28 protein-coding genes are annotated in these 24,872 nt (G+C 59.9%); 13 read left to right on the top strand and 15 right to left on the bottom strand.

Annotated elements, in window-relative coordinates; genetic code table 11:
• Nucleotide 1 precedes the first annotated feature (1 nt).
• Genes accB through aat form a run of 3 tightly spaced genes read left to right on the top strand, consistent with a single transcriptional unit; the run spans nt 2 to nt 2,466 of the window.
• A complete protein-coding gene (gene accB, locus ACQZ6D_RS01590) occupies nt 2-487 on the top strand; it encodes an acetyl-CoA carboxylase biotin carboxyl carrier protein (RefSeq protein ID WP_003512759.1) in 486 nt (161 codons plus the stop codon).
• A gap of 12 nt (nt 488-499) precedes the next feature.
• The gene (gene accC, locus ACQZ6D_RS01585; RefSeq protein ID WP_013635980.1) at nt 500-1,846 is read left to right on the top strand and encodes an acetyl-CoA carboxylase biotin carboxylase subunit; all 1,347 of its coding nucleotides are present in this window, start codon (nt 500-502) and stop codon (nt 1,844-1,846) included.
• Nucleotides 1,847-1,851: 5 nt separating this feature from the next.
• Nucleotides 1,852-2,466 (top strand): leucyl/phenylalanyl-tRNA--protein transferase, encoded by a 615-nt coding sequence (aat, locus tag ACQZ6D_RS01580; RefSeq protein WP_003512757.1) that lies wholly within the window; start codon nt 1,852-1,854, stop codon nt 2,464-2,466.
• A 16-nt stretch (nt 2,467-2,482) separates the two neighbouring features.
• On the opposite strand, the gene ACQZ6D_RS01575 is transcribed toward aat, so the two are convergent.
• The 5 genes from ACQZ6D_RS01575 to gatB all read right to left on the bottom strand — a co-directional run bounded on the left by ACQZ6D_RS01575 (nt 2,483) and on the right by gatB (nt 6,206).
• A complete protein-coding gene (locus tag ACQZ6D_RS01575; RefSeq protein ID WP_013635979.1) occupies nt 2,483-2,920 on the bottom strand; it encodes a DUF2155 domain-containing protein in 438 nt (145 codons plus the stop codon).
• Nucleotides 2,921-3,065: 145 nt separating this feature from the next.
• Nucleotides 3,066-3,464, bottom strand: coding sequence for an NADH:ubiquinone oxidoreductase subunit NDUFA12 (locus tag ACQZ6D_RS01570; RefSeq protein WP_013635978.1), 399 nt, complete (start codon nt 3,462-3,464; stop codon nt 3,066-3,068).
• 109 nt (nt 3,465-3,573) lie between these two features.
• Nucleotides 3,574-4,047 (bottom strand): N-acetyltransferase family protein, encoded by a 474-nt coding sequence (locus tag ACQZ6D_RS01565; protein WP_448729583.1) that lies wholly within the window; start codon nt 4,045-4,047, stop codon nt 3,574-3,576.
• The gene (locus ACQZ6D_RS01560; RefSeq protein WP_013635976.1) at nt 4,044-4,541 is read right to left on the bottom strand and encodes a GNAT family N-acetyltransferase; all 498 of its coding nucleotides are present in this window, start codon (nt 4,539-4,541) and stop codon (nt 4,044-4,046) included. Before ACQZ6D_RS01560 ends, ACQZ6D_RS01565 begins: the two co-directional genes overlap by 4 nt.
• Before the next feature lie 159 nt (nt 4,542-4,700).
• Nucleotides 4,701-6,206, bottom strand: a complete 1,506-nt coding sequence (gatB, locus tag ACQZ6D_RS01555) for an Asp-tRNA(Asn)/Glu-tRNA(Gln) amidotransferase subunit GatB (protein ID WP_065704674.1) — start codon at nt 6,204-6,206, stop codon at nt 4,701-4,703.
• A gap of 151 nt (nt 6,207-6,357) precedes the next feature.
• On the opposite strand from gatB, the gene ACQZ6D_RS01550 reads away from it, so the two are divergent.
• The gene (locus ACQZ6D_RS01550; protein WP_065704676.1) at nt 6,358-6,690 is read left to right on the top strand and encodes a DUF1294 domain-containing protein; all 333 of its coding nucleotides are present in this window, start codon (nt 6,358-6,360) and stop codon (nt 6,688-6,690) included.
• Here ACQZ6D_RS01550 and ACQZ6D_RS01545 read toward each other — a convergent pair.
• Nucleotides 6,672-7,181: a GNAT family N-acetyltransferase gene (locus ACQZ6D_RS01545; RefSeq protein WP_065704678.1), complete on the bottom strand. Its 510-nt coding sequence runs from the start codon at nt 7,179-7,181 to the stop codon at nt 6,672-6,674. The two genes, ACQZ6D_RS01550 and ACQZ6D_RS01545, sit on opposite strands and share 19 nt — an antisense overlap.
• A gap of 297 nt (nt 7,182-7,478) precedes the next feature.
• On the opposite strand from ACQZ6D_RS01545, the gene ACQZ6D_RS01540 reads away from it, so the two are divergent.
• On the top strand, nt 7,479-7,736 hold the full coding sequence (locus tag ACQZ6D_RS01540) for a YjhX family toxin (protein WP_065688241.1): 258 nt from the start codon (nt 7,479-7,481) through the stop codon (nt 7,734-7,736).
• Between the two features lie 59 nt (nt 7,737-7,795).
• On the opposite strand, the gene gatA is transcribed toward ACQZ6D_RS01540, so the two are convergent.
• The 3 genes from gatA to ACQZ6D_RS01525 form a co-directional block, all read right to left on the bottom strand.
• Nucleotides 7,796-9,277 carry an Asp-tRNA(Asn)/Glu-tRNA(Gln) amidotransferase subunit GatA gene (gene gatA / locus ACQZ6D_RS01535; RefSeq protein WP_003512742.1) on the bottom strand — a complete coding sequence of 494 codons (1,482 nt, stop codon included), beginning with the start codon at nt 9,275-9,277 and terminating at the stop codon, nt 7,796-7,798.
• A gap of 55 nt (nt 9,278-9,332) precedes the next feature.
• On the bottom strand, nt 9,333-9,620 hold the full coding sequence (gene gatC / locus ACQZ6D_RS01530; protein WP_003512734.1) for an Asp-tRNA(Asn)/Glu-tRNA(Gln) amidotransferase subunit GatC: 288 nt from the start codon (nt 9,618-9,620) through the stop codon (nt 9,333-9,335).
• Between the two features lie 125 nt (nt 9,621-9,745).
• A complete protein-coding gene (locus ACQZ6D_RS01525; protein ID WP_003512733.1) occupies nt 9,746-10,450 on the bottom strand; it encodes a metal-dependent hydrolase in 705 nt (234 codons plus the stop codon).
• Nucleotides 10,451-10,534: 84 nt separating this feature from the next.
• On the opposite strand from ACQZ6D_RS01525, the gene ACQZ6D_RS01520 reads away from it, so the two are divergent.
• Together ACQZ6D_RS01520 and ruvX are read left to right on the top strand one after the other, a co-directional pair.
• Nucleotides 10,535-10,837, top strand: coding sequence for an alkylphosphonate utilization protein (locus tag ACQZ6D_RS01520; RefSeq protein WP_003512732.1), 303 nt, complete (start codon nt 10,535-10,537; stop codon nt 10,835-10,837).
• A 15-nt stretch (nt 10,838-10,852) separates the two neighbouring features.
• Nucleotides 10,853-11,332 carry a Holliday junction resolvase RuvX gene (gene ruvX / locus ACQZ6D_RS01515; protein WP_003512731.1) on the top strand — a complete coding sequence of 160 codons (480 nt, stop codon included), beginning with the start codon at nt 10,853-10,855 and terminating at the stop codon, nt 11,330-11,332.
• Here the strand turns inward: ruvX and ACQZ6D_RS01510 are convergent.
• From ACQZ6D_RS01510 to ACQZ6D_RS01490, 5 genes are all read right to left on the bottom strand, one after another.
• Nucleotides 11,284-11,601: a DUF6105 family protein gene (locus ACQZ6D_RS01510; RefSeq protein ID WP_003512730.1), complete on the bottom strand. Its 318-nt coding sequence runs from the start codon at nt 11,599-11,601 to the stop codon at nt 11,284-11,286. The two genes, ruvX and ACQZ6D_RS01510, sit on opposite strands and share 49 nt — an antisense overlap.
• The gene (locus ACQZ6D_RS01505; RefSeq protein WP_013635969.1) at nt 11,598-11,759 is read right to left on the bottom strand and encodes a hypothetical protein; all 162 of its coding nucleotides are present in this window, start codon (nt 11,757-11,759) and stop codon (nt 11,598-11,600) included. The genes ACQZ6D_RS01510 and ACQZ6D_RS01505 overlap by 4 nt, the downstream gene beginning before the upstream one ends.
• Nucleotides 11,760-12,017: 258 nt before the next feature.
• A complete protein-coding gene (locus tag ACQZ6D_RS01500; RefSeq protein ID WP_003512728.1) occupies nt 12,018-12,662 on the bottom strand; it encodes a TetR/AcrR family transcriptional regulator in 645 nt (214 codons plus the stop codon).
• A 135-nt stretch (nt 12,663-12,797) separates the two neighbouring features.
• Nucleotides 12,798-13,409, bottom strand: a complete 612-nt coding sequence (locus ACQZ6D_RS01495; RefSeq protein WP_065704680.1) for a GNAT family N-acetyltransferase — start codon at nt 13,407-13,409, stop codon at nt 12,798-12,800.
• A 139-nt stretch (nt 13,410-13,548) separates the two neighbouring features.
• Complete coding sequence (locus ACQZ6D_RS01490; protein WP_025593276.1) at nt 13,549-15,201, bottom strand: acyl-CoA dehydrogenase family protein; 1,653 nt, start codon at nt 15,199-15,201, stop codon at nt 13,549-13,551.
• Nucleotides 15,202-15,330: 129 nt separating this feature from the next.
• Here ACQZ6D_RS01490 and ACQZ6D_RS01485 point away from each other — a divergent pair, with 129 nt between their 5' ends.
• From ACQZ6D_RS01485 to dprA, 4 genes are read left to right on the top strand one after another with little or no spacing between them, the layout of a single operon-like run.
• Nucleotides 15,331-16,272, top strand: coding sequence for an aspartate carbamoyltransferase catalytic subunit (locus ACQZ6D_RS01485; protein ID WP_003512724.1), 942 nt, complete (start codon nt 15,331-15,333; stop codon nt 16,270-16,272).
• The gene (locus ACQZ6D_RS01480) at nt 16,269-17,561 is read left to right on the top strand and encodes a dihydroorotase (protein ID WP_448729582.1); all 1,293 of its coding nucleotides are present in this window, start codon (nt 16,269-16,271) and stop codon (nt 17,559-17,561) included. Before ACQZ6D_RS01485 ends, ACQZ6D_RS01480 begins: the two co-directional genes overlap by 4 nt.
• Before the next feature lie 48 nt (nt 17,562-17,609).
• The gene (gene plsY, locus ACQZ6D_RS01475) at nt 17,610-18,227 is read left to right on the top strand and encodes a glycerol-3-phosphate 1-O-acyltransferase PlsY (RefSeq protein ID WP_003512722.1); all 618 of its coding nucleotides are present in this window, start codon (nt 17,610-17,612) and stop codon (nt 18,225-18,227) included.
• A gap of 21 nt (nt 18,228-18,248) precedes the next feature.
• Entirely contained in the window at nt 18,249-19,388 is a 1,140-nt protein-coding gene (dprA, locus tag ACQZ6D_RS01470; RefSeq protein ID WP_448729581.1) for a DNA-processing protein DprA, read from the top strand.
• Here dprA and ACQZ6D_RS01465 read toward each other — a convergent pair.
• Complete coding sequence (locus tag ACQZ6D_RS01465; protein ID WP_019565491.1) at nt 19,344-19,574, bottom strand: hypothetical protein; 231 nt, start codon at nt 19,572-19,574, stop codon at nt 19,344-19,346. The genes dprA and ACQZ6D_RS01465 overlap by 45 nt on opposite strands.
• Before the next feature lie 259 nt (nt 19,575-19,833).
• Here ACQZ6D_RS01465 and topA point away from each other — a divergent pair, with 259 nt between their 5' ends.
• Entirely contained in the window at nt 19,834-22,518 is a 2,685-nt protein-coding gene (topA, locus tag ACQZ6D_RS01460) for a type I DNA topoisomerase (RefSeq protein ID WP_111788236.1), read from the top strand.
• A complete protein-coding gene (gene rnr / locus ACQZ6D_RS01455; RefSeq protein ID WP_065704686.1) occupies nt 22,515-24,869 on the top strand; it encodes a ribonuclease R in 2,355 nt (784 codons plus the stop codon). The genes topA and rnr overlap by 4 nt, the downstream gene beginning before the upstream one ends.
• The last annotated feature ends 3 nt before the right edge of the window (nt 24,870-24,872 follow it).

Raw genomic sequence — 24,872 nt, 5'->3', positions numbered from 1 at the left:
CATGTCTGAAAAGAAACAGGGTATCGACAAGGAACTGATCCGCGAGCTCGCGAATATCCTCAACGATACCGACCTTTCGGAAATCGAAGTGGAGCAGGAAGACCTGCGCATCCGCGTTTCCCGCGCCGCTCCGCCCACCACGGTATATGCCGCAGCGCCCACCGGTTACGCAGCACCGGCACCAGCCCCTGCAGCGGCGGCAGTTGCCGCTCCGGCAGCACCTGCGGTCGCCGCAGCACCTGCCCGCAACCCGGCCAATACCGTTACCTCGCCAATGGTCGGCACGGTTTACCTGTCGCCTGCTCCGGGCGCACGTCCGTTCGTCGAAGTGGGCGCGACCGTCAAGGAAGGCCAGACCATCCTCATCGTCGAAGCCATGAAGACCATGAACCAGATCCCGGCTCCGAAGTCCGGCAAGGTCGTGGAAATCGTCGTCAACGACTCACAGCCCGTGGAGTATGGTGAAGCTCTCGTGGTCATCGAATAAAGGCGGTTCAGCATGGTTTCGAAGATCCTCATAGCCAACCGCGGCGAGATTGCGCTGCGCGTCCTGCGCGCTGCCAAGGAGCTTGGCATTCCGACAGTCGCCGTGCATTCCACCGCAGACGCGGACGCCATGCATGTGCGCCTTGCCGACGAAAGTGTGTGCATCGGCCCGCCGCCTTCGCGTGACAGCTACCTCAACATCCACCAGATCGTTGCGGCCTGCGAAATCACCGGTGCGGACGCCGTTCACCCCGGTTACGGCTTCCTGTCGGAAAACGCCAAGTTCGCCGATATCCTCGACGCGCACGGCATTACCTTCATCGGACCGACCGCAGAGCATATCCGCCTCATGGGCGACAAGATCACCGCCAAGCAGACGGCGCAGGAACTCGGTATTCCCGTGGTTCCCGGCTCCGACGGCGAAGTGAAGCCCGAGAATGCGCTCGAAATCGCCCGGACGATCGGCTTCCCGGTCCTGATCAAGGCGACGGCAGGCGGCGGCGGTCGCGGCATGAAGGTGGCGAAGACGGAAGCGGATCTCGACGAGGCGGTCTCGACGGCCCGCTCCGAAGCGGCAGCTGCCTTCGGCAACGACGCCGTTTATATGGAAAAATACCTCGGCAAGCCGCGCCATATCGAAGTGCAGGTTTTCGGCGACGGCGAAGGCAACGCCATTCATCTTGGCGAACGCGACTGCTCGCTGCAGCGCCGTCACCAGAAGGTGCTGGAAGAGGCGAACTCCCCGGCCCTCACCGTTGAACAGCGCATGAAGATCGGCGAAATTTGTGCAAGCGCCATGCGCAAGCTGAAATATCGCGGTGCCGGCACCATCGAGTTCCTTTACGAAAACGGCGAGTTCTATTTCATTGAAATGAACACGCGTCTTCAGGTGGAACATCCAGTCACGGAAGCGATCACCGGCATGGACCTCGTGCAGGAACAGATCAGGGTTGCTTCGGGACAGGGCCTGTCGGTCACGCAGGCGGATATCGAATTCCATGGCCATGCCATCGAATGCCGTATCAATGCCGAGGACCCGCGCACATTCGTTCCCTCCCCCGGCACGTTGACCTATTTCCATACGCCGGGCGGCCTTGGCGTGCGCGTCGATTCGGGTGCCTATCAGGGCTACAAGATCCCGCCTTATTACGACAGCATGATCGGCAAGCTTATCGTTCACGGTCGCGACCGTGACGAATGCATCCGCCGTCTACGCCGGGCACTGGACGAGTTCGTCGTCGACGGCATCAAGACCACGCTCCCGCTTTTCCAGGATCTTCTTCAGAACGAAGATATCCTCAGCGGCAATTACGACATTCACTGGCTGGAAAAATACCTGGCCGGTGATGCGTCTCACTAAGAGATATGGTTGGGCGGCGCAGCAAAAATAACGGCATAACCGTCGATATATTGCTGCGCGCCTATTCCGCCGGCCTGTTCCCGATGGCCGATTCGGCTGATGATCCCGAGCTTTTCTGGGTCGAGCCGGAAATACGCGGAATCATTCCGCTCAACGATTTCCACATTTCCAAAAGCCTCGCCAAGGCGATGCGCAAGAAGCCGTTCGAGATACGCTTCAATACCGCTTTCGAAGCGGTGATGGCAGGATGTGCGGCTGAAGCGCCGGACAGGCCGAGCACCTGGATCAACGCCACAATTCGCAAACTCTACACCGAACTGCACCAGATCGGCCATGCCCATAGTGTCGAGGCGTGGGATGGCAAGGAACTTGTCGGCGGACTTTACGGCGTATCGCTTGGGGCCGCATTCTTCGGCGAGAGCATGTTTTCCCGCCGCACCAACGCCTCGAAAATTTGCCTCGTGCATCTGGTGGAGCGGCTGAGAGCAAGCGGTTTCGTGTTGCTCGACACTCAATTCACCACCGAGCATCTGAAGACATTCGGCGCGATCGACGTGCCGAAGCAGCAATACGCGAAAATGCTCGATCAGGCCGTCAACCAGCCAGACCTGCAATTCTAAAAATCATAACGTAACGTTATTTGCTTGCCGTTGAGGGAGCGGGAACTTCGGAGTCCTGCTTGCAGCCCGTCAGCCATACGTCGTAGATCGGGTGCTCGACGGCATTGAGGCCGGGGCTGTCGGCGAACATCCAGCCAGTGAAAATCCGCTTTATCTTGCGGTCGAGAGTGATTTCATCCACCTCGATGAAAGCATCGATCTTCTGGGCTTCCGTCTGGTCGCGCGAGTAACAGACCTTAGGCGTCACCTGGAGCGCGCCGAACTGAACCGTTTCGTCGATATAGACATCGAAAGACGTAATGCGGCCGGTGATCTTGTCGATGCCGGAAAACACTGCCACGCGGTTTTCAAGACGGGCGGCGGAGACGGGCGATACGAGGATGACAGCAGAGACCGCTGCAAACAGCGAGACTGTCAGCGCACGCAAAGAACGATCCCGCGTGAATATCCTCATACGATATGTCTCCAAAAAATTGCCTGTGTCGGGACGACTACCGGATCAACGCGTAAGGGCGGAATGTGGCAAAAACCGGTGAGGTCGGGTGCCAAGCGCGGCGTTTTGCACAACACCGCGCATCGCAATGCTCATTTTGCTCTGCTCAGTTGCCGGGGGTCCAGGCGTCGTAGTCGCCGGTTACGCGTGGACGCTCGCCTGCGACCGCCAGCGATCCCTGTGGGCGATAGGCCTTGGATGTGCCGGTAAGGTTGGCCTGATGCGCCTTCTGCCATTCCCGCGGAACATATGTTTCCTGGCTCGGCGGCACGTCGGTGCGGTAGTGCATCCAGCCATGCCAGCCGGGCGGAATGGCCGAAGCTTCGGCATAACCGTTATAGATCACCCAACGGCGCGGCATACCCCAGGAGGTGGTGCCGCCTTCGTAATAGGTGTTGCCCAACTCGTCCTGTCCGACCTTCTTGCCGAAACGCCAGGTGTGAAACCGCGTTCCGATCGTCTGGCCATTCCACCAGGTGAAGATTTGCGTCAGGAGAGTCTTCATTATGCGTTCCTCGGGCTTGAATGCGCCGCAGCGATTTTCCGTGCACGGCACAAGACAAGCTTATGCCGCCCCTCACGGCGATTGTCCAGTATTTCCCGATATATCCGCGCTATTTCAGCTTCATCCTGAAACCGAAATGCCGCTTCTCGAAACCCAGCCGCTCGTAAAAGCGATGGGCATCGAGCCTCGCCACGTTGGAGGTGAGCTGCACGGCTTTCATGCCCCTGGCGCGCGCTTCATCAAGGCAATAGTTGATCATGACCGCACCTATGCCACGGCCGCGCATGTCGGGCCGCGTCTGCACCGCTTCAATCACCATGGATTTGGCGCCGCGCCCGATAAGCTTGGTCAGGATGGCCGTCTGGAAAGTGCCGACGATCTCGCCGTCCAGTCCCGCCACGTAAAGCGTCTCGGTGGGTGACGCCTCGATTTCGCGGAAGGCCGCGAGATAGTCCGGCAGCGCCGATTCGTCGGCCGTATCGCCGTGGCCTCCGATTTCGTCAGCGGCATAGATGGCCGCGAGTGCGGGAACATCCTCTTGCCGTGCCGCGCGGATTACCAGCGTATCTAATGTCGCATTCATCGTTTCAGGCTCTTTTCCATGACGATACCGGGAAAACCATCGATACCCGCCATGCGCTCGATTCGGTCAACCTCGGTAAATCCGACGCCTTCATAAAAGGCTATTGCGACAGTATTTTTGGGCTCCACTTCCAGACGCATGATTTCCGCATCCGGAAAGCAGGTTTCAAGCTCGGCGAAGAGATCGCGGCCGACGCCCTGACGCTGGAATTCAGGTGCAACATAAAGCTGGTGCAACAGGGCTGTCTTGCTCATCTTCGCAGACATGGAAGCATAAGCCATACCGCCGATCTGCCGGCCATTATCGGCCACCAGAAATTCGCCGCCCTTTTTCTCGATGCGGTCCTTCATGGCCTGTGGCGAATGCCATGCGGCAATCAGCTCCTTCACCTTGTCTGCGCCGTAGATCGCGTCGTAGGTCGCATGCCAGGTGGTAGCCAGAAGCGCCCGGACCGGCTCGATATCGCGCTGGCTTGCCGTGCGTATGAAAAACATGATGTTTGCTCCGTCTCGAAACAGAAATGCCGGGCGTGATCCCGGCATAAATCAATGTCAGTACCAGTGCTCGACGTCATCCTCGGGCTTATGCCGAGAATGACGGATGAGAACTTGCTACTTCAATGCCATTGTACCGGCACGGGAAGCAGCGTCCGCTTACTCGTCCTCGATGCCGAGCTTGGCCTTCACCAGCGCCTGCACGGCCTGCGGGTTGGCCTTGCCGCCCGTCGCCTTCATGACCTGGCCGACGAACCAACCGGCAAGCGCCGGCTTCGCCTTCACCTTCTCGACCTGATCTGGGTTGGCGGCGATGATCTCGTCCACGGCCTTTTCGATGGCGCCGGTATCCGTCACCTGCTTCATGCCGCGCGTCTCGACGATTTCGGCCGGGTTGCCACCCTCGTTCCAGACGATTTCGAACACATCCTTGGCGATCTTGCCCGAAATGGTCTCGGACTTGATGAGATCGATAATGCCGCCCAGCTGGTCGGGAGAAACCGGCGTCGTCTCGATGTCCTTGCCTGACTTGTTCAGCGCACCGAGAAGATCGTTGATGATCCAGTTGGCGGCGGCCTTAGGGTCGCGGCCGGCAGCAACAGACTCGTAGTAATCGGCGATCGCCTTTTCCGAAACGAGGATCGAGGCGTCGTAGACCGACAGGCCAAGATCGGCGACGAAACGGGCCTTCTTGTCATCAGGCAGTTCCGGCAGATCGACCTTCAGCGCATCGACGAAAGCATCGTCGAATTCGAGCGGCAGCAGGTCCGGATCAGGGAAATAGCGATAGTCATGCGCGTCTTCCTTGGAGCGCATGGAACGCGTCTCACCCTTGCCGGGATCGAACAGGCGAGTTTCCTGATCGATGACACCGCCGTCTTCGAGAATGGCGATCTGGCGGCGCGCCTCATATTCGATGGCCTGGCCGACGAAGCGGATGGAGTTGACGTTCTTGATCTCGCAGCGCGTGCCGAAACCTTCGCCGGGACGGCGCACGGAGACGTTGACGTCGGCGCGCATTGAGCCTTCGTCCATGTTGCCGTCGCAGGTGCCGAGATAACGCACGATGGACCGCAGCTTGGTGAGATAGGCCTTTGCCTCATCCGACGAGCGCATGTCGGGCTTGGAGACGATTTCCATCAGCGCCACGCCCGAACGGTTCAGGTCCACGAAGGACATGGTCGGGTGCTGGTCGTGCATGGACTTGCCGGCGTCCTGCTCCAGATGCAGGCGCTCGATGCCGATCTCGATGTCCTCGAAATTGCCCTGACGATCCGGACCGAGTGAAATCGTGATGATGCCCTCGCCGACGATCGGGTCCTTGAACTGCGAAATCTGGTAGCCCTGCGGCAAATCCGGATAGAAATAGTTCTTGCGGTCGAAGATCGAACGGTTGTTGATCTTGGCCTTCAGGCCGAGACCGGTGCGCACCGCCTGCTTGACGCATTCCTCGTTGATGACGGGAAGCATGCCGGGCATGGCGGCGTCCACCAGCGACACGTTGGAGTTCGGCGCATTGCCGAAAGTGGTCGAAGCGCCGGAAAACAGCTTGGAATTGGAGAGAACCTGCGCATGCACCTCCAGGCCGATCACGATTTCCCAATCGCCGGTGGCGCCGGGAATGAAGCGTTTCGGGTCGGGGGTGCGCACGTCTACAAGGGTCATATGAAGCTCACGATATACGGGTTCTTTGGCCTTGGTGGGTAGAACAAATGGAGCGCGGGCGCAAGACATCTTGCACCCTGTCGCGCCAGGCGCCGGATTTTCGCCGGAACCTGATACGCGTTTTTTACGGTTCTCAGTTTCAATTCACGTCATGACCATGATCGCTCTCTGCTTCATGACCTATATGGCCTTCAATCTTTTCGTCTTTCTTGTCTATTGGTGGGACAAGGAGGCGGCAAGAAACGGTGGCTGGCGCATTCGGGAAAGTACTCTGTTATTGCTTGCTTTCATTGGCGGCAGCTTGGGCGCAGTCTCGGCTCAACAACTGCTGCGCCACAAAACCCGCAAGGAACCCTTCCGCAGCATCCTGATATCCATCGTAATTCTACAGGTGGGCCTTGTCGCGTCCCTCGCCATCATGCCGGACTGGCCGATACGGCTTGTAACCGGCTTGCAGACGCTCTCTCAGAACCCCGGCCCATAAAGGCCGCTCTCGACCTCGACCAGCTGCTTTTGCAGGCCGACGGATTGCACGTCGCGATCAAGCTTCGGCGCATAGGAGACGGAGAGCCAGTGGACGCTGTAACCGTGATGACGGAAAAAGGCGACCGCCGGTTCGTTCTGCGCATGGGTTTCAAGCCGGATGGTTTCGAAATCACGTTGCAATATCTGCCGTTCGATATCCGCAAGCAGGAGGCTGCCTATACCCCTGCGCTGAAAATCCGGATCGATCCAGAAATCGGAAATCGCCTCGTTGAAATGTTCCCGTGCCGCCCATCCGGCAACCGCGCCGCCGAACTCGGCCACGCGGATGGCAAGCCAGGACGAGCGGGTGAAATTGGAAAAGGCACTGGCTGCGTTATCGTAAAGCGTCGTGGTAATGCCGAGCGCCGTTGTGGCCTGCCGCCATGCCCTGAGGCCGATGGCTGCCAGAACCTCCGCTTCCTGCTCCTGCGCATTGCGAATGACGATCAAGCCGCGCCCTCCATGGCCCAACGAAGTAAAGCACCGGCGGCGCGATTCGGCCAGTGCGGTTTCCACACGCCCTGCCCGCCCGGTCGGGTGATGCCCGTGGGACTTGACCGCACACGTCTCCCCCGCTAACCAAAAAGAGCAAACAAGGAGCTTTTATGTTCGCTCAATCGGAGTCCCGGTAACGGCCCTGCCCGCAAGTTTCTTGCGCGCCGGGCCATGATGAAACCGACCTGGATGCCTTAACGGCACCCGGACATGTTTTCATGCGTCTAGAAGACGCCGACCGGATTTCCGACAATGGACATTTCCCGCGCCGAACAGCGCATTCTTCACCTGCTCGCCCAGGGCGGCAGCATCGAACTCGTTCGAGACGACCATCACAAAATCGAAAAACTCGCGCTCTATACGCGCGACGGCTGGATTTTCAGCGGCCTCGATCTCCTCACCTTCCGCAAACTGAAGCAGAAGAGAGCCATCGCCTCCTCGGGCGGCAAGCCTTACCGCATCACGACGCGTGGTTTGGAACTCGTACGGGGTGAGCTGGACAATCGATAAAAACAAACGGGCGGCACTTGATGCCGCCCGTGACAATTATAGAGCTTTTGTTCAGCCGCTTACCACCACTTGGCGGGGGTGAACTTGCCGGCAGCCTGCTCGATGGCATGCGCCGTCTTGAAGAGCGTCTCTTCTTCGAAAGGCTTGCCGATGAGCTGCAAGCCGAGCGGCAGGCCCTTGCCGTCCAGGCCGGCAGGCACCGAGAGGCCGGGAAGACCGGCCATGTTGACCGTGATGGTGAAGACGTCCTGGAGGTACATCTTCACGGGATCGGAAGCGAGTTCCTCATCACCGACAGCGAAGGCGGAAGACGGGGTAATCGGCGCCAGAATGGCGTCGACGCCCTCATGGAAGACGTTTTCGAAATCGCGCTTGATCAGCGTGCGGACCTTTTGCGCCTTCAGGTAATAGGCGTCGTAATAACCGGCTGAAAGCACGTAGGTGCCGACCATGATACGGCGCTGCACTTCCTTGCCGAAACCGGCTGCACGGCTCTTCTCGTACATATCGGCAATGTCCTTGCCGTCGACGCGCAGGCCGTAACGTACGCCGTCATAACGAGCGAGGTTGGACGAAGCTTCCGCGGGCGCGACGATGTAATAGGCAGGAAGCGCGTATTTGGTGTGCGGCAGCGAGATATCGACCACTTCGGCACCGGCATCGCGCAGCCATTCGACGCCCTTTGCCCAGAGCTTTTCGATTTCTTCCGGCATGCCATCGACGCGATATTCCCTGGGGATACCGATCTTCAGGCCCTTGAGCGACTGGCCGATGGCCTTTTCGTAATCCGGCACCGGCAGGTCGACGGAGGTCGTATCCTTTGCGTCAACGCTCGCCATCGTCTTCAACAGGATAGCGGCGTCGCGCACGTCACGTGCGATCGGGCCGGCCTGATCGAGCGAGGAAGCATAAGCAACGATGCCGTAACGCGAGCAACGGCCATAAGTAGGCTTGATGCCGACGGTGCCGGTAAAGGCCGCCGGCTGGCGGATGGAGCCGCCGGTGTCGGTTGCCGTGGCGCCGGCGCACAGATGCGCGGCAACGGCTGCGGCCGAACCGCCGGAGGAGCCACCGGGCACGAGCTTCTGCTCCGAGCCGTTGGCGCGCCAGGGGTTGATGGCCGGACCGTACCAGGAGCTTTCGTTGGACGAGCCCATGGCGAACTCGTCCATGTTGAGCTTGCCGAGCATGACGGCGCCCTGGTCCCAAAGGTTCTGGGTGACGGTCGATTCGTATTTCGGCTTGAAGCCATCGAGAACATGCGAACACGCCTGCGTGTGCACGTCACGGGTGGCGAAAAGGTCTTTCACGCCAAGCGGAACGCCTTCCAGCTCGCCCGCCGCGCCTGCGGCGATGCGGCCATCGGAGGCTTTCGCCATGTCGCGCGCCTTTTCAGGCGTCAAGGCAACATAGGCGTTCAGCGCGCCGTTGGCGGCGTCGATGGCGGCAATATAGGCGTCGGTCAGCTCGAGGGCGGAAAACTCTTTCGCCTTGAGCTTTTCGCGGGCTTCGGCAATGGTCAGGCTCGTCAGGTCGGTCATGGTCGGCAACGGCTTTCGAAATCTTGGAAAAATCGGGCGGCAAACGGCGGTCGGATTACTCGACCACTTTCGGAACCATGAAGAAGTCCCGGTCGGTCGCAGGCGCATTGGCGACGATGTCTTCCGCCTTGTTGCCGTCGGTGACGACGTCGGCACGCTTTTTCATATCCACGGGGGTAACGGAGGTCATCGGCTCGACGCCGTCAACATTCACTTCCGAAAGCTGCTCCACAAAACCGAGTATGCCGTTCAACTGGCCAAGCATATTTTGTGCTTCGTCTTCAGTAACAGCGATACGGGCAAGGCGCGCAACGCGCTTTACGGTGGCGAGATCGACGGACATGGTTCTACTCCGGTCAGAATTTTCCTAACCGCTATAATCACCATGTCCGCCATTCGCAACGGTAGAAAGCATGTCGCGTAAAACTGTGTAGCGGTTTTGCTGTAGCGACATGCGTCAGCAAAATGTCAGAAGGACAGTATTTCGCCCGGCTTCGGCGTGTGGACGCGCGCATCCGAGCCTTCCATGCCGGCCACGAACTTCTCCGGCGTCTGGTCAACGATCGGGAAGGAACCATAGTGGCAGGGAATGACGTTGGCGAATTTGAAAAAGCGCTGGCAGGCGAGTGCAGCCACCGCACCACCCATCGTGAAGCGGTCGCCGATTGGCACGAGACCGATATCCGGCTGGTGCAATTCGTTGATGAGCTTCATGTCGGAGAAAATATCCGTATCGCCCATATGATAGACGGCCGGACCGTCTTCGAAATGCAGCATCAGTCCATTGGCGTTGCCGAGTGAATGGGAAACGCCATCCTCAGTGATCTGGGCGGATGAATGCAGCGCATTGGTAAAGGTTACGGAAAAACCGTCGAAATGTACCGTGCCGCCAGTATTACCCATATCGACCTTCGCCACGCCCTTGGTGGAAAGCCAGGCGGCGAGATCGGCATTGGCAAGCACCGTCGCGCCCGTTTCGCGAGCAAGCTGGACGGTATCCCCCACATGATCGCCGTGGCCGTGGGTCAGGAGAATATGGGTGATGCCTTCAGCCGCGCTTTTCGCATCCTGTCCGGCAAAACCGGGATTGCCGGTGAAAAACGGATCGATAAGGATCTTCGCGCTGCCGTTTTCAAGGCGGAAGGCGGAATGGCCGAGCCAGGTGATTTTCATGGGAAGTTCTCCTTTGTATTGCCCGTATATTATGACATAGGACGGCTTGAACAACCGCACTACCGATATTTCAGAGAGGCGACAATGGCCGCGGATAATGACGATTACGTGTATGACGAGGCGACCGGCGAATGGCGGCCTGCGTCCGAGCTGGCCGCAGAAGCTTTGCGCGCGAACGAAGTGCGCGATGCGGCAGGCAACGTGCTTGCGGATGGTGACCAGGTAACGCTGATCAAGGATCTGAAGGTCAAAGGCACCAATACGGTCATCAAGCAGGGCACTGTCATCAAATCGATCCGCCTGACCGGAAATCCGGAAGAAATCGATTGCAGGCACGAGACGGTCAAGGGTCTGGTGCTGCGCACCGAATTCGTCCGAAAAAGATAAAGGACAGCGTACGACATGGCGATACTTACCATCGAGGAGCTCGCGGAAACGCTTCAGCCGGCGCAGGCGATTGCGGGCCTCGACCTTGGGACGAAAACCATCGGACTTGCCATGTCGGACCTGTCGCGGCGCTTCGCCACGCCGCGCCCCGTCATCAAACGGGTCAAATTCACTCGGGATGCCGAGGTGCTGCTGGCCTTTGCCGAAAAGGAAAAGGTATCAGCTTTCATCATCGGCCTGCCCATAAACATGGATGGATCGGCCGGACCACGCGCGCAGGCAACACGCGCCTTCGTTCGTACCATGGGGGAAAAAACCGCCCTGCCCTTCATTTTCTGGGATGAACGGCTTTCAACGGTCGCCGCCGAACGTGTGCTTCTGGAAATGGATGTCTCACGCGCCAAACGGGCCGAACGCATCGATTCGGCAGCCGCAAGCTTCATTCTTCAGGGCGCGCTGGACAGGCTTTCGGCACTCGCCCGCGCAACGGGCTGACGTCCCTGCCACCAATTGGCAATCTGTTTTCGCTTGCGGAAAGCAAGGATCGCAAAAACGATCAGGCTGTCGACCGCTATGGCGCGCGCGACCAGCGGCGGCAGGCTTTCCGGCGGCAGGCCGAGGATATTGCCGTAAATCTGGAATACCAGATCATGCGTCTGGCGCGTCAGCATGAAGAAGCCGAAGCTCAAGTCGTAATAGGATAGCCAGTACCAGCTGCCGAGCAATGCGACGGGACCGGCCCAGAGGATCAAAAACCACTTCATGCAGTCTGCTCCCGCGTGAAAATCGTATCGGGAATGCCAGCAAGCACCGCCCAGCGCACCAGAGCCATCAGGCAAAGGTTAAACGCTGGCGCGTCAATATCCAACGGCAGCATAGCAAAAAACGTCATCATGACGCCCAAAGCTGTCCAGCGGCTCACTTGCGGCTCCCTTATACGCAGTCATTGCGCATGGTTAACATTTTGTTAATGCACACTGGACCGGTAACCATGGCTAAGCAAATGAAAGCTGTCGGTATGGTTAACGGTGGCGGGTTCGGCTGTGGAAAACACCCCTCACGAAGCCAACGGCATGCGATGCCGCAAGGTTGCCGGACCACTGAAAACATGGTTGATTTTTCGTCAAATAACGGCCGATTTTGTTAAGGCGACCGTCTCGCCCGGCTCGTTACGCCGCGCTCAGCCGTAAACGCCGCGCACCAGTCTTTTGACGGCGGTTGCAATCTTGTCCCAGTCCTTGTCCGACTTCAACGGCACGCCGGCGAACTGGCCGCTGGTGGCGGCGGAAATCACGAGATGCTGGATGGCGGCGAACAACACGGCATTGACGGCTGCGGTATCTACGCCCTTGGGTGCTGCCAGCGATCCGCGCATGCGCTCCAGCCATTTGCCGAGCGATTTGGCACGGGCTTCGGCAAGCTGCCTGACCTGCGGCGAGCCATCCGACACTTCCCAGGCAATGATCTTGCAGACGAGAGGATCGCTGCGCAGCGCATCCATGAAATAAAGCGCCAGCTTTTCCATGAGATCGCCATAGGTCAACAGGAACATGCCGCCGGTATCTTCAGGAATACGGTCCTTCACCCAGGATCCGAGATCCTCGCCGATCGCCTCGATCAACCCTTCCAGACCGCCGAAATAACGGTAGATCAGCTGCTTGTCGCATCCGGCGCGGCGGGCAACGGCATTGATGCCAAAACCCTGAAAGCCCTCTTCGGCCAGAAGCGACCGGGCCGCCTCAAAAATCGCCTTCTCGGTCGCAGCGCGATCCTTGATGCGCTTTTCCGGCTTGTCGGCTGAAATCACCTCTGCGGTCGCCAGCATGCTTCCCTACCCGTCTTTTAAAAGGCCTGACCCAACGGGTTAACAAAGCATGAAGACGAGGACAATGCAGCGCAGCAGCTGGGGAGAAGGTTCCTGTGGATGAATGAAGATCGAGGACCCGTACCCCGCAAATAATCACTCCAGCGCCATTCCAAACCACACGGTGCCTGTTGTGTCGTGAGTTTCGAGACGTTTGAAGCCGCGGGTTTCCCAAAAGCGGATACCCGCCTGGTTGCGCTCGCTGGCGCCGAGGTGGATGCCATAGACGTTGTTTTGTCTCGCCATATCCAGCCAGCGCGACAAAAGCCGCGTGCCGCCGCCCTTGCCCTGTGTGCGTGGCAGAAGGTTCAGGTGGATATGGGCCGGAAACGGATCGGTCAGCCAGGTTGGCGTGTGGCGCGGGTGGTGGATGAAATGTGCACGGCGCTGATCGGCGTCCCATGTTTGCTGGTCGCCAACGGGGTCGGGATAAAGGGCGCGCAGATGCGGCCACCACTCACGCTCCAGCCGCTCATCATGCAAGGCGGTATCGAGCGCGCCGGCGATGTAACCGCAGACACCCTCTTCGTCTTCCGCCACAAAAACGGCATCGGGCCACAGATGCAGATAAGGCACGGAATAAATATGCCCCACCATGCGGCCATCGCGATAAAGCGGGGTGGCATCCTGCCCGGCATCGCCGGTGGCAAGACTGATGGCGTAGAGCGCCTCTTCATCTTCAGGACGGGCGGAGCGGAAGGTCAGCATCTGCTATCGACCTCCATCTTCATGCGCGCGCACGTGCCCAACGACTTAAAGACAGAAATACGCCCCACGCCAACGCCTTTTCTCAAATCCGATACCCCTCCCACAGGGACTGCAACAACAGCTTTCCACCCTTTATCGGTCAGGACGCGGGCGGATACAATAAATCGATTATATAATTCGGATCAAAGCGAGAATCGAGCATGCCGTAAGTATGTCGCCAACCACCCGCCAGACGGGTTTCGAGGAAGGCGTCTGCGATCTTGCCGGCGCCGAGCCGGCAAAGCTCTGCGGCAGCGGCAGCAAGTGCGAATTGCTCCACCAGCAGGCGGGCAGCACCCTCATCGCGTTCGGCAAGCGCGATTGCGGCGCGCAGCACATCCGTGGTCTTTTTTCCGGCGGGTCCGAGGTCGCGCTCCAGCGTCTGGAAAACGAGATCGAACAGATCCTTGCCGCGCTGAAGAACACGCAGCACATCCAGCGCCATGACGTTGCCGGAGCCTTCCCAGATGGCATTGACCGGCGCTTCGCGGTAGTGGCGGGCAATCGGCCGTTCTTCCACATATCCGTTGCCGCCAAGGCACTCCATCGCCTCGTAGATCAACGCCGGCGCGATCTTGCAGCACCAGTATTTCACAATCGGCGTCATCACCCGCGCATAGGCCGCCTCGGCGGCATTGTTGCGGGCGGCATCGAATGCCGATGCCAGCCGGAAGGAGAGTGCCGTCGCGGCTGCGACATCCAGCGCCATATCGGCGAGAACGCGCGTCATGATCGGCTGGCTGACCAGCGTCTTGCCGAAGACGGAACGGCCGCGTGCGAAATGCACGGCTTCGGCGAGCGAAGCGCGCATCATGCCTGATGATGCCAAAGCGCAGTCGAGCCGCGTCAGCGTCACCATGTCGAGAATGGTGCGCACACCGCTGCCGGGTTCACCCAGAAGATAACCGAAAGCATCGGTGAACTCGACTTCGGCGGAGGCATTGGAGCGGTTGCCGAGCTTGTCCTTCAGGCGCTGGAAATGCAGGCCGTTGGCGGAACCGTCTTCCAGATAACGCGGCACCAGGAAACAGCCCATGCCGTCGCCCATCTGCGCCAGCATGACGAAACCGTCGCTCATCGGCGCGGACAAGAACCATTTGTGGCCGGACAGGCGATAGATGCCCTCGCCCACCCGCTCCGCCGTGCTGCGGTTGGCGCGCACATCCGTGCCGCCCTGTTTTTCCGTCATGCCCATGCCGACGGTGACGGCGGTTTTCTGCAAGGCCGGCTTCTGCGAGGAATCATATTTCCGCGACAGTATCTTCGGCACCCATTCCTTCTGCACACGCGACGAGGTCATGATGGCGGCAACGGAGGCGCTGGTCATGGTCAAGGGGCAGAGATGCCCGGCCTCGAGCTGCGAGGTCAGATAAAATTTGGTGGCGCGCGCCTTGTGTTCATTGCCGCGCGTTTCGGCTGCATTTTCCCAGACGCTGGAATGAAGACCCGATGACATGGAACGGCGCATCAGTGCGTGCCATGCGGGATGGAACTCAACCTGATCGAGACGTTCCCCGCGCGGGCCATGCGTGTGCAGCTGCGGCACGCCCTGATTGGCCATGCGCGCCAGTTCCTGCGCTTCGTGCGAGGTTACGTAACGGCCGAGCTGGTCGAACTCGTCCCTCAGATTGCGTGACAGGCCGGATGTGAGGTCGACGATCAGCGGATCGGAACGATAGGCATTGATACCGGACCATAGGCTAGGCTGGTTTAGTTCGGCGAGCGATTCTTCTGTCCGGTTCATGCCTGTCATTCGCATCCTTCTATCGGGATTCGTGCTTTATTGCGTGTATATGCCAAAACCCGGCTTATCGCATGCTTGCCCGCAAAGCCACCTGTCTTTATAGACCCGTTGACTATTGCGACCCGGAGGACAATTTCCATGGTCTATTTTCCCCACCGCCATCTCCTCGGCATAAAGGGGCTTTCCCATCAGGATATAACCCTGCTTCTCGACAAGGCCGACGAAGCGGTGAAAATCAGCCGTCAGCGCGAGAAAAAAACCTCGACGCTTCGGGGCCTCACGCAGATCAACCTGTTCTTCGAAGCTTCGACCCGGACACAATCCTCCTTCGAACTTGCCGGAAAACGGCTTGGCGCCGATGTGATGAACATGTCGGTCAGCAATTCCTCGGTGAAGAAGGGCGAAACTCTGATCGACACGGCGATGACGCTGAACGCCATGCGCCCCGATGTGCTGATCGTGCGTCACTCCTCGGCCGGTGCCGCAGCCCTTCTCGCGCAGAAGGTTGCCTGCTCTGTGGTCAATGCCGGCGACGGCCAGCATGAACACCCGACGCAGGCCCTTCTCGACGCGCTGACCATTCGCCGCGCCAAGGGTGATCTTTCGGGAATAACGGTGGCGATCTGCGGCGACGTACTGCATTCGCGCGTTGCCCGCTCCAACATCATCCTGCTCAACCAGATGGGCGCGCGCGTGCGCGTCGTGGCTCCCGCGACGCTTCTTCCCTCCGGTATCCGCGACATGAGCGTCGAGGTCTTCCATGACATGAAGGAAGGCTTGAAGAACGCCGATGTTGTGATGATGCTGCGCCTGCAGCGCGAGCGCATGTCCGGCTCCTTCGTGCCTTCGGTGCGCGAATATTTCCACTATTACGGTCTCGATGCCGAAAAGTTGAAGGCAGCGAAAGAAGATGCGCTGGTCATGCATCCCGGCCCGATGAACCGTGGCGTGGAAATCTCATCCGAAGTGGCTGATGGTCCGCAGAGCGTCATCGAAAGCCAGGTGGAAATGGGGGTTGCCGTGCGCATGGCTGTCATGGAAACCCTGCTTGTCTCGCAAAATCAGGGTGAGCGCGTATGAGTGCCGTGACCGTTCTCAAAAACCTTCGCATCGTTGATCCCTCCCGCAATCTGGACGAGGTGGGCAGCATCGTCATCGGTGCCGACGGCACGATCCTCGCCTCCGGCGGGCAGGCACACAACCAGGGTGTGCCCGAGGGTGCGACGGTTCGCGACTGCAAGGGGCTGCTGGCCGTTCCCGGTCTGGTGGATGCCCGCGTCTTTGTCGGTGAGCCGGGTGGCGAACACCGTGAAACCATCGAATCCGCATCGCGCGCGGCAGCGGCCGGCGGCGTCACCAGCATCATCGTCATGCCGGACACCGACCCCGTTATCGACGACATTGCGCTGGTCGAATATGTGAAAAAGGCGGCACGCGACAAGGCGCTCGTCAATGTGCATCCCGCCGCAGCCCTGACCAAGGGCCTCAACGGCGAGGAAATGACCGAGATCGGTATGCTGAAGGAAGCCGGTGCGGTTACCTTCACCAATGGCCGCAGGGCGCTTTCCGACACGCTGGTGCTGCGCCGCGCCATGACCTATGCGCGCGAATTGGGTGCGGTGATTGCACTTGAGACCCGCGACAAATATATCGGCGGCGGCGACATGAACGAGGGGCTTTTCGCAAGCTGGCTCGGTCTGTCCGGAATCCCCAAGGAAGCCGAGATCATTCCGCTGGAGCGCGACCTGCGCATTGCCGGTCTGACGCAAGCGATCTATCACGCCGCCAAGATTTCCGTGCCGGAATCGGCAGAAGCGATCCGTCTTGCCCGGCAGCGGGGCGTCAAGGCGACCTGCGGCATCTCGATCAACCATCTGACGCTGAACGAGAACGATATCGGCGAATACCGTACGTTCTTCAAGCTCTCACCTCCCTTGCGCGCAGAAGACGACCGCAAGGCCATGGTCGAGGCGCTGAAGGATGGCACGATCGACATAATCGTGTCCTCGCACGACCCGCAGGACGTGGACACCAAGCGCCTGCCCTTTTCGGATGCGGCAAGCGGTGCGGTGGGGCTGGAAACCATGCTGGCGGCGGCGCTTCGCCTTCACCATAGCGGCGAGGTTCCGCTGATGCGGCTGATCGATGCGCTTTCCACCCGCCCGGCGAAAATCTTCGGACTGGATGCGGGAACGCTTAAAGCCGGCGCGAAGGCTGATATCACGCTGATCGACCTGGACGAGCCTTGGCTGGTTGCGAGAGATCAACTGGTGTCGAAATCCAAGAATACGCCGTTTGAGGATGCCCGTTTCAGCGGCCGCGCTGTCGCCACTTATGTGGCTGGCAAAGCGGTTCATTCCTTGGCATAAGATCACGGGCATGGGATCACGCGGGCGCGCGACGAGAGGGAACGTTGAATGAGTGCTTTGACTGACTGGCAGACGGCGCCTGCCCTTCTCGCGCTTGCGGCGCTGATTGGCTATCTATTCGGCTCGATACCCTTCGGCCTGCTTCTCACCCGCATGGCGGGGCTGGGCGATGTGCGCAAGATTGGTTCCGGCAATATTGGCGCCACCAATGTGCTGCGCACCGGCAACAAGAAGCTCGCCGCAGCGACATTGCTGCTCGATGCGCTGAAGGGCACCGCCGCAGTGCTCGTCGCCAATGCGCTCTGGGGTTACGAGGCGTCGCTGGTTGCCGGTTTCTTTGCCTTTCTCGGCCATCTGTTTCCGGTGTGGCTCGGTTTCAAGGGCGGCAAGGGCGTGGCGACCTATATCGGCGTGCTTTTAGGCGCTGCCCCCCTGATGATGCTGGCTTTTGCGCTGATCTGGCTCGCAACCGCGTTCATCACCCGGTATTCCTCGCTGTCGGCGCTGGTTGCCATGCTTGTGATCCCGGTCGCCCTCTGGATAGTCGGGCCTGAAAAGACGGCGCTTCTGGTAACGTTGCTGAGCGTGATTTCCTGGTGGAAACACCGGGAAAACATCGCACGGCTTCTGGCCGGCACGGAAAGCAGGATCGGGCAAAAGGGCTAAGGCGAGCTTTAAGGATAAGTCATGCCGCATGAGGAAACGACACGGCAGGGCATAGAGCTTTCCGCGCGGCAGCGGGTCGCATGGCTTCGGCTGATCCGCAGCGACAATATCGGCCCCGTCACCTTCCGCGAACTCATCAATCATTTTGGCAGCGCTGAAAAAGCGCTCTCTGCCCTGCCCGAGCTTTCAAGGCGCGGCGGTTCATTGCGCAGCCCGCGCATTGCCACACAGGCGGAAGCGGAAGGCGAAATCGAAACGGCTGAAAGATTCGGCGCTCGCTTCGTCGGCATCGGTGAGCCGGACTACCCGCCTGCCCTGCGACAGCTCGACGGCGCGCCGCCACTGATCGCCATGAAGGGCTCGGCTTCCACCGCAACAAGACCTTGCGTCGGCATCGTCGGATCACGCAACGCCTCCATCAACGGCGCGAAATTCGCCGCGATGCTGGCGCGCGATTGCGGTCGTGCGGGCTATACGATCGCTTCCGGGCTGGCGCGCGGCATCGATGCGGCGGCGCACCGGGCGAGCCTTGCAACCGGTACGGTGGCCATGCTGGCGGGCGGTCTCGACCGTCCCTACCCGCAGGAAAATTTCGGGCTCTTGCAGGACATCTACGAACAGGGCGGCGCGACGATCAGCGAAATGCCCTTCGGCTGGGAACCACGCGCTCGGGATTTCCCCCGCCGCAACCGGCTGATATCGGGCGTCTCACTCGGCGTCGTCATAGTGGAAGCGGCGGAACGATCCGGTTCGCTGATCACGGCGCGGCTTGCCGGCGAAGCGGGCCGGCTGGTTTTCGCCGTGCCAGGCTCCCCACTCGATGCGCGCTGCGAAGGCACCAACCGGCTGATCAAGGAAGGCGCGACGCTGACCACGGGGGCGGCCGATATTCTCGATGCGCTACGACCGCTGATGGAACCGCAATTGCCCTATGACCGCAAGGTCGAGGAACCACGATCCGATGAGGAAATGTCACCACCCGGAGATGACGAGCGTAGCATCGTTGCCGCCGCTCTCGGGCACTCACCCGTCGAAACGGACGATATCATTCGCCACACGGGTTTTTCCGCGGCCACGGTTCACATGGTGCTGCTGGAACTCGATATTGCCGGGCGGTTAAACCGGCACGCCGGGGGGCGGGTTTCGCTCCTCGCGGATTGATAGCTTGCGCCGCCCGCTCTGGATATCGCCGACTTCCACATAGGCCATTTCAATCAGATAGCACAGCATGTCGGCGCCCTCGCGATTGGCGACGAGCCTCAGTTCCGCGAGCATCTGGCGAATGTAAGCCAAGTTCTCTCTGGTCCCTTCATTATCGGCATTATTGTTTGTTGCGTTCGGGACCATATATCTATCCTGGAATTTCAACCTGAAACAAAGATCATTACGTCAATTCAAATCATGTTGGTCACTATAACAAATTTACCAAAGATTGCAATACAACGACAGATTATCCATAGGTTGCAATTGCCTTGGAGCGATAAAATCGGGCTTGCCTCTTGACCCGCGCGCATTACCTGTCCATGTCGAATTATAAAGAAGGCGAATTGCGGCATTATGCCGTGATCCGGCTATGTTAACGGACCAGTTCCAGAGAAAAAACAATATGAATGTCGTCGTCGTAGAATCTCCTGCCAAAGCCAAGACGATCAACAAGTATCTTGGTCCGGGCTACAAGGTTCTTGCATCCTTTGGCCACGTCCGGGACCTTCCTGCCAAGGACGGATCTGTGCTGCCCGACCAGGACTTCGAAATGTCCTGGGAGGTCGATAGCGCATCCGCCAAGCGCATGAAGGACATTGCCGACGCGGTGAAATCCTCCGACGGCCTGTTTCTCGCAACCGACCCGGATCGCGAGGGTGAAGCGATTTCCTGGCATGTGCTTGATCTCTTGAAGAAGAAGCGCGTTCTCGGCGACAAGCCGGTGAAGCGCGTGGTCTTCAACGCCATCACCAAAAAGGCGGTACTGGACGCGATGGCGAACCCGCGCGACATCGACGTGCCGCTGGTCGATGCCTATCTTGCCCGCCGTGCGCTGGATTATCTCGTCGGTTTCAACCTGTCGCCGGTTTTGTGGCGCAAGCTGCCGGGCGCCCGTTCCGCCGGCCGCGTGCAGTCCGTTTCGCTGCGTCTCGTCTGCGACCGCGAAGCCGAGATCGAGCGTTTCGTCTCCGAGGAATACTGGAACATCAGCGCGCTGTTGAAGACACCGCGCGGTGACGAGTTCGAGGCGAAGCTGGTTTCCGCCGATGGCAAGAAGCTGCAAGGCCGTTCGATCAAGACAGGAGATGACGCCAACCGCCTGAAGGCGCTCCTGGAAGGCGCGACCTATATTGTCGATACGGTCGAGGCGAAACCCGTCAAGCGCAATCCCGGCCCGCCCTTCACCACCTCGACGCTGCAGCAGGCTGCCTCCTCGCGCATGGGCTTTTCGGCCTCGCGTACCATGCAGGTGGCCCAGAAGCTTTATGAAGGTATCGACATCGGCGGCGAAACCGTTGGTTTGATCACCTATATGCGTACCGACGGCGTGCAGATGGCGCCGGAAGCGATCGATGCCGCACGCCGCGCCATCGGCGAGCAATTCGGCGACCGCTATGTGCCGGAAAAGGCGCGCTTATACTCGACCAAGGCGAAGAACGCGCAGGAAGCGCACGAAGCTATCCGTCCGACCGATTTTAACCGCACGCCGGATCAGGTGAAGCGTTACCTCGATGCCGACCAGTTGCGTCTTTACGACCTGATCTGGAAGCGCGGCATTGCGAGCCAGATGGCATCTGCCGAAATCGAACGTACCACGGTGGAAATCCTTGCCGACAAGGACGGTGAAAAGGCCGGGCTTCGTGCTGTCGGTTCCGTCATCCGCTTCGACGGCTTCATCGCCGCCTATACCGACCAGAAAGAAGATGGCGAGCAGAGCGACGACGGTGACGATGAAGGCCGCCTGCCACAGATCAATGCGCGCGAGAACCTCGCCAAGCAGAAGATCAACGCCAGCCAGCACTTCACCGAGCCGCCGCCGCGTTATTCGGAAGCATCGCTCATCAAGAAGATGGAAGAACTCGGCATCGGCCGTCCTTCCACCTATGCGGCGACACTGAAGACGCTAAGCGACCGCGAATATATCATCATCGACAAGCGCAAGCTCATTCCCCATTCGCGCGGACGGCTGGTGACGGCTTTCCTCGAAAGCTTCTTTGCCAAATATGTCGAATACGACTTCACCGCCGATCTGGAAGAAAAGCTCGACCGCATTTCCGCGGGCGAACTGGACTGGAAGCAGGTGCTGCGCGATTTCTGGAAGGATTTCTTCGCGCAGATCGAAGATACCAAGGAATTGCGCGTTACCAACGTGCTGGATGCGCTCAATGAAGTTCTGGCCCCGCTGGTCTTCCCCAAGCGTGAGGACGGTTCCGATCCGCGCATCTGTCAGGTTTGCGGCACCGGCAACCTTTCGCTGAAGCTCGGCAAATATGGCGCTTTCGTCGGTTGCTCCAATTATCCGGAGTGCAACTTTACCCGCCAGCTCACGTCCGATGGCTCGGAAGCCGAAGCTTCCGTGTCCAATGAGCCGAAAGCGCTGGGTGCCGATCCGATGACCGGCGAGGAGTTGACGCTTCGGTCTGGCCGTTTCGGCCCGTACATCCAGCGCGGCGATGGCAAGGAGGCCAAGCGCTCCTCGCTGCCCAAGGGCTGGAAGCCTGAGGACATCGACCACGAAAAGGCGCTGGCGCTCATCAACCTGCCGCGCGATATCGGCAAGCATCCCGAAACCGGCAAGATGATTTCCGCCGGGCTTGGCCGCTACGGACCCTTCCTGTTGCATGACGGTTCCTATGCGAACCTCGAAAGCATCGAAGATGTGTTCTCGATCGGCCTCAACCGTGCCGTTACCGTTATTGCCGAGAAGCAGAGCAAGGGACCGGGGCGCGGCCGCAACGGCACGCCTGCGGCGCTGAAGGAACTGGGTGATCACCCAGATGGCGGCCCGATCACCGTCCGCGACGGGCGTTACGGCGCTTACGTCAACTGGGGCAAAGTTAACGCCACCATTCCAAAGGGGCAGGATCCGACCTCCGTGACGCTGGACGAATCGCTGGTGCTGATTGCCGAGCGTATCGCCAAGACAGGAACCGGCGGCAAGCCCGCCAAGGCCAAGAAACCTGCTGCCAAGAAGGCCGATGGCGACACAGCCGCAAAGCCGAAGGCGACAAAAGCCAAGGCCGCAACGAAAAGCAAGACGGCTGCCAAGCCGAAGGCCGCAGCCAAACCCAAGAAGGCAGAATCGTGAGCAAGGCGCCGCGTCAGAGACAGGGTTCCGCCAGCGACGGCTTCGGACGTACCGGGCGCGGCAAGCGGGCAAATGAAGGTGAAGGCATCATCCATGGCGAGGTGCCTTCCCGCGAAGTGCTGCTGAAATTCATCGCCGAGCATCCGCAGCAGGCCTCCAAGCGCGAAATCGCCAAGGCTTTCGGGCTGAAGGGCGACGACCGCGTTGTGCTCAAGGCACTGCTGAAGGAGCTTGAAACCGATGGCATGGTGCAGAAGAGCCGCAAGACGCTGACGCGACCGGGTGGCCTGCCGCCGGTGACGGTTCTCGACATCACCACCCGCGACAAGGACGGCGAATTGATCGGCCGGCCTGCCGAATGGCCTGAAGATCAGGGCGCGGCCCCCGCCGTGCTCATCCGCCAGTCCTCGCAGGATCGCAGTAAGAAAGCCCCTGCCGCCGGTCTCGGCGATCGCATTCTGGCAAAAATATTCCCGTCCAAGGACAGCGTCGGCCCGGCCTACACGGCCCGCGTCGTCAAGCTGATCGACCGCCGTCAGAACGCACTGCTTGGCGTGTTCAAGGAAACGGAAGGCGGCGGCGGACGCCTGATGCCGATCGACCGGCGCGGCGAGGAAATGGTCATCGACCCCGAGAGTGTGGGCGATGCCAAGGACGGCGACCTGATCGAGGTGGAAACCTCGCGCAACAGCGGTCGTTACGGCCTGACGCGCGCAAAGGTTCTTTCGGTCGTCGGCTCAGTCGCCTCGGAAAAGGCGATCTCGATGATCGCGATCCATGCCCACGGTATTCCGCACATCTTCCCGCCGAATGTTCTGGCCGAGGCGGATGCCGCAAAACCCGCGACCATGTCGCACCGTGAAGACTGGCGCGACCTGCCGCTGATCACGATCGATCCGGCCGACGCCAAGGACCATGACGACGCGGTCTATGCCGAACTCGACCCCTCGCCCGACAATCCTGATGGAGTGATCGTCACCGTCGCTATCGCCGACGTGTCCTGGTATGTGCGATCAGGCGCACCGCTCGACCGCGAGGCGCTGAAGCGTGGTAACTCCGTCTATTTCCCTGATCGTGTCGTGCCGATGCTGCCGGAACGCATCTCCAACGACCTCTGCTCGCTGAAGGAAGGCGTCGACCGCCCTGCCCTTGCTGTGCGGATGACGTTCTCGAAGGAAGGCCGCAAGGCGAGCCACACTTTCCATCGCATCATGATGAAGAGTGCCGCCAAGCTCTCCTACCAGCAGGCGCAGGCCGCAATCGACGGCCGCCCGGACGACAAGACCGGCACGCTGCTGGAGCCGATCCTGAAGCCGCTGTGGCACGCCTATGCCGTGATGAAGCGCGGCCGCGATCGCCGCCAGCCGCTGGAACTCGACATGCCGGAGCGCAAGATCCAGCTCAGGCCCGACGGCACTGTGGACAAGGTCATCATTCCCGAACGCCTCGACGCGCACAAGCTGATCGAGGAAATGATGATTCAGGCGAACGTCGCCGCCGCAGAGACCCTGGAAAAGAAAAAGCAGCGGCTGGTCTACCGCGTGCATGACGCCCCCACACTTACCAAGCAGGAAGTGCTGCGCGAATTCCTCGGCACCATCGGCATTTCCATGGCCAAGGGTGTCGCGATGCGCGCCAATTCCTTCAACGGCATTCTGGCGCGCGCACTCGACACGCCGCACCAGATCATGGTCAACGAGATGGTGCTGCGCAGCCAGAGCCAGGCGATCTACAGCCCGGAAAATATCGGCCATTTCGGCCTCAACCTGATGAAGTACGCGCATTTCACCTCACCGATCCGCCGTTATGCCGACCTGATCGTGCATCGGGCGCTGGTCGGATCGCTAGGCCTCGGCGAAGGCGGCATCACCCCGCATGAAGAGGCGACGCTGGACGATATAGCCGCCGAAATCTCGACCTTCGAGCGCCGCGCCATGGCCGCAGAGCGCGACACCATCAACCGGCTGATCGCGCACCATCTTTCCGAGCGCGTCGGTGAGGAGTTCGATGGCCGCGTCGCGGGTGTCACCAAGGCGGGACTATTTGTCGCGCTGCCGCAGTTTGGCGCCGACGGGTTTGTTCCTATATCTACACTTGGAACCGACTATTTCCTCTACGACGAAGCCCATCAGGCTCTGACGGGGGAAAAGACGGGTCTCGGTTATCAACTCGGCGATACGGTTCAGGTGCGGCTTGCAGAAGCGGTACCCTTGGCTGGTGCGCTGCGGTTTGAAATGCTGAGCCCGGGGCGCAAGATGCCGGTCGGCTCGCGGTCGTTCCACAAGGCAGGCCGGCGGACATCACGTCCTTCCGCCAAGCCGGGAACAAGGCCGCCGAGAGGACGTCGGTAACAA

The organism is Agrobacterium sp. 22-3639C2, from assembly GCF_053522105.1.
The sequence above is the reverse complement of the archived record's forward strand: the minus strand, read 5'-3'. Positions and strand labels throughout refer to the sequence as shown.

Bases quoted from the DNA above. Each gene is read 5' to 3' on its own strand.
- ACQZ6D_RS01565 (WP_448729583.1), bottom strand. From the start codon at position 4,047: ATGAATGCGACATTAGATACGCTGGTAATCCGCGCGGCACGGCAAGAG.
- ACQZ6D_RS01540 (WP_065688241.1), top strand. From the start codon at position 7,479: ATGGACATTTCCCGCGCCGAACAGCGCATTCTTCACCTGCTCGCCCAG.
- gatB (WP_065704674.1), bottom strand. From the start codon at position 6,206: ATGACCCTTGTAGACGTGCGCACCCCCGACCCGAAACGCTTCATTCCC.
- ACQZ6D_RS01575 (WP_013635979.1), bottom strand. From the start codon at position 2,920: ATGAGGATATTCACGCGGGATCGTTCTTTGCGTGCGCTGACAGTCTCG.
- ACQZ6D_RS01570 (WP_013635978.1), bottom strand. From the start codon at position 3,464: ATGAAGACTCTCCTGACGCAAATCTTCACCTGGTGGAATGGCCAGACG.
- ACQZ6D_RS01525 (WP_003512733.1), bottom strand. From the start codon at position 10,450: ATGAAAATCACCTGGCTCGGCCATTCCGCCTTCCGCCTTGAAAACGGC.
- gatA (WP_003512742.1), bottom strand. From the start codon at position 9,277: ATGACCGACCTGACGAGCCTGACCATTGCCGAAGCCCGCGAAAAGCTC.
- ACQZ6D_RS01500 (WP_003512728.1), bottom strand. From the start codon at position 12,662: ATGCTGGCGACCGCAGAGGTGATTTCAGCCGACAAGCCGGAAAAGCGC.
- ACQZ6D_RS01480 (WP_448729582.1), top strand. From the start codon at position 16,269: ATGAGTGCCGTGACCGTTCTCAAAAACCTTCGCATCGTTGATCCCTCC.
- ACQZ6D_RS01560 (WP_013635976.1), bottom strand. From the start codon at position 4,541: ATGTTTTTCATACGCACGGCAAGCCAGCGCGATATCGAGCCGGTCCGG.
- ACQZ6D_RS01490 (WP_025593276.1), bottom strand. From the start codon at position 15,201: ATGACAGGCATGAACCGGACAGAAGAATCGCTCGCCGAACTAAACCAG.
- gatC (WP_003512734.1), bottom strand. From the start codon at position 9,620: ATGTCCGTCGATCTCGCCACCGTAAAGCGCGTTGCGCGCCTTGCCCGT.
- accC (WP_013635980.1), top strand. From the start codon at position 500: ATGGTTTCGAAGATCCTCATAGCCAACCGCGGCGAGATTGCGCTGCGC.
- ACQZ6D_RS01520 (WP_003512732.1), top strand. From the start codon at position 10,535: ATGGCCGCGGATAATGACGATTACGTGTATGACGAGGCGACCGGCGAA.
- topA (WP_111788236.1), top strand. From the start codon at position 19,834: ATGAATGTCGTCGTCGTAGAATCTCCTGCCAAAGCCAAGACGATCAAC.
- ruvX (WP_003512731.1), top strand. From the start codon at position 10,853: ATGGCGATACTTACCATCGAGGAGCTCGCGGAAACGCTTCAGCCGGCG.
- ACQZ6D_RS01495 (WP_065704680.1), bottom strand. From the start codon at position 13,409: ATGCTGACCTTCCGCTCCGCCCGTCCTGAAGATGAAGAGGCGCTCTAC.
- aat (WP_003512757.1), top strand. From the start codon at position 1,852: ATGGTTGGGCGGCGCAGCAAAAATAACGGCATAACCGTCGATATATTG.
- ACQZ6D_RS01485 (WP_003512724.1), top strand. From the start codon at position 15,331: ATGGTCTATTTTCCCCACCGCCATCTCCTCGGCATAAAGGGGCTTTCC.
- ACQZ6D_RS01465 (WP_019565491.1), bottom strand. From the start codon at position 19,574: ATGGTCCCGAACGCAACAAACAATAATGCCGATAATGAAGGGACCAGA.
- dprA (WP_448729581.1), top strand. From the start codon at position 18,249: ATGCCGCATGAGGAAACGACACGGCAGGGCATAGAGCTTTCCGCGCGG.
- plsY (WP_003512722.1), top strand. From the start codon at position 17,610: ATGAGTGCTTTGACTGACTGGCAGACGGCGCCTGCCCTTCTCGCGCTT.
- accB (WP_003512759.1), top strand. From the start codon at position 2: ATGTCTGAAAAGAAACAGGGTATCGACAAGGAACTGATCCGCGAGCTC.
- ACQZ6D_RS01510 (WP_003512730.1), bottom strand. From the start codon at position 11,601: ATGAAGTGGTTTTTGATCCTCTGGGCCGGTCCCGTCGCATTGCTCGGC.
- ACQZ6D_RS01550 (WP_065704676.1), top strand. From the start codon at position 6,358: ATGACCATGATCGCTCTCTGCTTCATGACCTATATGGCCTTCAATCTT.